Here is a 4,505-nt window from a genome sequence, read left to right on the forward strand (position 1 = left end):
GGAGCTCGCACGCGAGCTGAAGGCCCGCGTGGTGGTGGTCTCGGTGGTCGATCCGAGCCTCACGCCCGAGGGCATCGACGTGATCGAGTCCAACTACGTCGAGAACCAGGCCCGGAAGATCACCCGCACGCACGGCATCGATGCCGGCTGGGAGGTGCTGCATGGCGACCCGGAGAAGGCCATTCCCCAGTTCATGCGCAACTATCCCGCCTCCATGCTGGCCATGACCACGCGCGGACGCAGCGCGCTGCAATCCGCCCTGCTCGGGAGCGTGACGGCGGCGGCGCTGCGCGAAGGTGGGGTGCCGGTGTTCACGCGGCTGCCCTGAGCCGCGACCGACCCTCGGCGGCTGCACGGCAAGCCCGCGGCCGCCGGGCGCCTATGCGCCGACCAGTTCCTGCAATCTCGCCAGCGGCATCACGTCCGCGTACTTCGCCTGCAGGTCGAACAGGTTGGCCTGGTGCGGCTGCTCGTGGCGGTCGCCGCAGGCATCGGAGACCACGACCGGAATGAATCCGTGCTGGATGGCGTCGAGCGCGGTGGCCCGCACGCAGCCGCTCGTGCTCATGCCGGCGATCACCGTGCAGTCGATGCCCTGGGCCCGCAGCGTGCTCGCCAGCGAAGTGCCGAAGAAGGCGCTCGCGTACTGCTTGGTGACGACCGGTTCGCCCTCGGCCGGGGCCAGGCCGGAGGCGAACTCGCCCAGCGGATTGCCCTCGCAGAAGACCCGCAGGGCCGGGATCTTGCGGAAGAACACGCCGCCATCGAGGCCGCGGGCGTCGTAGCGCACGCGGGTGTGGCAGACGAGCCAGCCGCGCTTCCGGGCCCAATCCAGCAGCGCCGCGGCCTGCGCGAGCACCTCCGGCGTGTTGGCGAACAGCGGCGATTCGCGCTCGAAGTAGGCCCGCGCGAAATCCACCATCACGAGCGCCTGGCGCGTCCCGATGCCGAGGCTGGCGCCGAAGGCGTTCGAGGCCGCGTAGTTGAGGGCGAGTTCGTCCCGGTTCATTTCGATTCGGCCCGGTGCAGCGACTGCAGGATGGTGTTCTTCGCGGCGTGGATGTGGCTGCGCATCACGCTCACCGCCCATTCGCGGTCGTGGGCCTTGAAGGCGTCGATCAGTTCGCGGTGCTGGTAGAAGCTGCGCTGCATCTGCACGGCGTCGTAGCTGCGGAAGGTGCGGTGGACGATCGGCACCTCGATGGCCTTCGCCAGCAGTGCCACCGTCCTTTCCTGGCCGCTGGCCGCGGCGATGATGTCGTGGAAGCGGCGGTTCAGGCCGCCGACGCGCGTGGCGTTCTCCACCCCGGAATCCAGCCCGTTCAGCTCGATCTCCCCCTGGATGCGCTCCAGCTCCGCGATCTGCGCCGGCGCGATCCGCAGCGCCGCGTGGCCGCAGACGTCCGCTTCCAGGCTGGCGCGCAAGTTGAAGATTTCCAGGATCTGCTCGGTCGTCCAGCTGCGCACCACCGTGCCGCTGTTCGGCCGGGTGTCGATGTAGCCTTCGGCAGCCAGCATCCGCATCGCCTCGCGCACGGGCGTCCGCGACGAGGCGAATTCGTCCGCGAAGGCCTGCTCCGTGAGCCGGCGGCCCGGTTCGTAGGTGCCATCGAGGATGCGGCCCCGCACCACCGCATAGATGGCATGCGGCGCGGTGGACTTGAGGGCCGGGGCCCGGACGGAGAGATCCATGCGTTGTTCTTCAGTGGCGCTCGAGCAGCGTTCCGAACCCGGCGACGCGGTCCGGGATGCCGGAGGCCCGCAGGGCGTCCCAGTAGATCGCGGTGTTGATCGCGATCACCGGCTTGGCCAGCCAGTTTTCCGCCTGGGCGGCGAGGCGCGCCATGGCCAGGTTGGTTCCGACCTGGATGATGCCGTCGACGTCGTCACCGTCAAGCTCCTTGAGCGCCGCGCACAGCTGCGCCTCGCTCACGTGCGCGATGTGCACGGGGCTCGCGCATTTCAGCCCCTTGATCCGCTTCACGCGGTAGCCCGACTCCTCGAAGAAGCGTTCCACGTTGCGGTCGCCCACGGGCTGGTAGGGCGTGAGCACCGCGATGGTCTTCACGCCCAGGGCACGGAACGCCCGGTCGCAGGCCTCCGACCCCATCGAGACGGGCAGGCGCGTGCGCTCCTCCAGGTGCGCCTTCAGCTTGCGGCTGGCCTGCAGGCCGTCCCAGAAGGTCTCCGCCGAAATCCCGAGCACGAGGCGGTCCGGCTCGCAGGACATCACCGAATCCACGGCTTCGTCCTGCGCGGCGGCGATCAGTTCGATCAGGCGCTGGAAGTCCGCGTTGTCGTTCAGCGGGATGTTCGGGATGCGGATGCGGCTGATGTGGTTCGTCACGCCCACGGGCCGCATGGCGTCGAACTCCGGTTGCACCGAGGTGTTGGTCGAAGGCACGAGGACGGCGAACTTGTGCCGCCAGCCGAGCGAATCCGTCATTTCATCTCCTCCTGTTTCTCAGCGGATGCGTGCTGCGCGCTGCGGCGCAGCCAGGGCATGGCCCGGCCGCCGACCGGATAGCCGACCAGCGCCGAGGCGACGTCGACCGCGCGCACCAGCAGCGCGGGGTCGAGCCCGGTGGCGTGGCCCGTCTGCGTGCACAGCACCGCGAGGTCCTCCGTCGCCAAATTGCCGGCCGCCCCCGGTGCAAAGGGACAGCCGCCCAGGCCACCGATGCTGGCGTCGAAGCGGCGCACGCCCATGCCCAGTGCCTGCCAGGCGTTCGCCAGCGCCAGGCCCCGGGTGTCGTGGAAATGCAGCCCCACCCGCTCCACCGGAACCACCGGCAGGAGTTCATCGAGCACTTCACGCACGTCCACCGGCGATGCGGCCCCGATGGTGTCGGCGATCACGAGTTCGCCGGCGCCGGCATCGGCCATCGCCTGGGCCAGTTCGCGCACACGCGGAGCGGGCGTCCTGCCCTCGAACGGACACGCGAAGGCGACCGCCACGTAGGCGCGCGTCGCGAGCCCGTGGCTGCGCGCCTCCAGCAGCGTGGCCGTGCACTCGTCCAGCGCCTGCGCCAGGCCCATCCGGATGTTGCGCTGGTTCATCGTCTCGGTCGCCGAGAGCACGACGGCCACTTCGCGGCAGCCCGCCCGCAGGGCCCGCTCCAGCCCGCGCCGGTTCGGCACCAGCGCCGACAGCGCGCGGCCCGGCGGAACGCGCAGCGACGGCAGCAGATCGTCCGCGTCGGCCATCTGGGGCACGGCCTTGGGCGAGACAAAGCTCGTCGCCTCGATGGCCGGCAGCCCCGCCGCCCACAGCGCCTCGATCAGCGTCCGCTTGCCTTCGGTCGACACCGGCGCCTGCTGGCTCTGCAGGCCGTCGCGCGGCCCGACGTCGGTGATGACGACGCCCGCCATGCTCACAGCCCCCCGACGGCGGCGCTGCGCTCCAGTTCGTCCAGCTTCTCGGGGCCGTACCCGAGCAGGCCTTCCAGCACCGCGCGCGAGTCGCGGCCGACGCGGGCCGGGGGTGCGGTGAAGTAGATGTCGCTGGTCTGCGAGAACTTGATCGGCACGCCGGGCGTGGGCACGTCGACCCCGCTGTCCAGGCGCACGTTGCGCACCATGTCGCGGGCCCGCACCTGCGGATCCGCCAGCGCCTGGGCGAAGTCGTTCACCGGCGCACAGGGGATCCTCGCCGCACGCAGCTGCTCCAGCCAGTAGGCGGTCGGCTCCTTGCTGAACGCCTCGTCGATCATCCGGTCGATCTTCTCCTTGTCGCGCAGGCGCGCGGGCTGGGTGGCGTATTCCGGGTCGAGCAGCCCGGGCAGCGGCAGCATCTCGACGAAGCGCGCGAAGAAGGCGTCCCCGATGCACGCCACCACGACGTAACCATCTTTCGTGGTGTAGAGGTTGTAGGGCACGTGGACGAAGTGGCTGTTGCCGATGCGCTCCGGCACGTGGCCCGACATCAGGTACATGGTGGCCATGTAGTTCAGCAGCGAGACCTGCACGTCGAGCATCGAGACGTCGACATGCTGGCCGACCCCCGTGCGTTCGCGCGCGACCACGGCCGCCAGCACCCCCCTTGCACCGAAGATGCCGCCGCCGATGTCACCGATCGGGATGCCCGAGCGCGTGGGACGCGCGGCTGCGTCGCCCGTGATCGACATCCCGCCGCCCAGCGCCTGGACCACCTGGTCGAACGCCGGGCGATGGATGTCGGGGCCGGTTTCGCCGAAGCCGGTGACCGTGCACGTGATGATGCGCGGGTTGATCTTCGCCAGGGTGTCGTGGTCGATGCGCAGCCGCTTCGTGACGCCGGCGCTGAAGTTGTCGAACACCACGTCGGCATGGCGGACCAGGTCGTAGAACACCGCCAGCCCGGCTTCGCTCTTCATGTCGATGGAGACGCTCTCCTTGCCGCGGTTGAGGGTGAGGAAGTAGGCGCCCATGCCGTCGCGCGCGTAGTGGGGGCTGTCCGCCAGCAGTTGCCGGGTGCCCTCGCCCTTGCCGGGCGGCTCGATCTTGATCGTGCGCGCGCCCAGGTC

At 70.0% G+C, this 4,505-nt stretch carries 6 protein-coding genes; 1 reads left to right on the forward strand and 5 read right to left on the reverse strand.

The genetic code is table 11. The features are described 5' to 3' along the window. The coding region (locus VFM98_RS14530; protein WP_325110627.1) for a universal stress protein at nucleotides 1-328 on the forward strand (328 nt) is incomplete at its 5' end. Between the two features lie 51 nt (nucleotides 329-379). Here VFM98_RS14530 and VFM98_RS14535 read toward each other — a convergent pair. The 5 genes from VFM98_RS14535 to VFM98_RS14555 all read right to left on the reverse strand — a co-directional run. Then, a complete protein-coding gene (locus VFM98_RS14535; protein WP_325110628.1) occupies nucleotides 380-1,009 on the reverse strand; it encodes an isochorismatase family protein in 630 nt (209 codons plus the stop codon). Beyond that, nucleotides 1,006-1,692, reverse strand: coding sequence for a GntR family transcriptional regulator (locus VFM98_RS14540; RefSeq protein ID WP_325110629.1), 687 nt, complete (start codon nucleotides 1,690-1,692; stop codon nucleotides 1,006-1,008). Before VFM98_RS14540 ends, VFM98_RS14535 begins: the two co-directional genes overlap by 4 nt. A gap of 10 nt (nucleotides 1,693-1,702) precedes the next feature. Then, complete coding sequence (locus VFM98_RS14545; RefSeq protein ID WP_325110630.1) at nucleotides 1,703-2,446, reverse strand: hypothetical protein; 744 nt, start codon at nucleotides 2,444-2,446, stop codon at nucleotides 1,703-1,705. Beyond that, a complete protein-coding gene (locus VFM98_RS14550; protein WP_325110631.1) occupies nucleotides 2,443-3,372 on the reverse strand; it encodes a hydroxymethylglutaryl-CoA lyase in 930 nt (309 codons plus the stop codon). The genes VFM98_RS14545 and VFM98_RS14550 overlap by 4 nt, the downstream gene beginning before the upstream one ends. A gap of 2 nt (nucleotides 3,373-3,374) precedes the next feature. Beyond that, on the reverse strand, nucleotides 3,375-4,505 hold a 1,131-nt coding region (locus VFM98_RS14555; protein WP_325110632.1), incomplete at its 5' end, for a CoA transferase.

Source organism: Ramlibacter sp., assembly GCF_035706265.1.
Taxonomy (GTDB): Bacteria; Pseudomonadota; Gammaproteobacteria; order Burkholderiales; family Burkholderiaceae_C; genus Ramlibacter.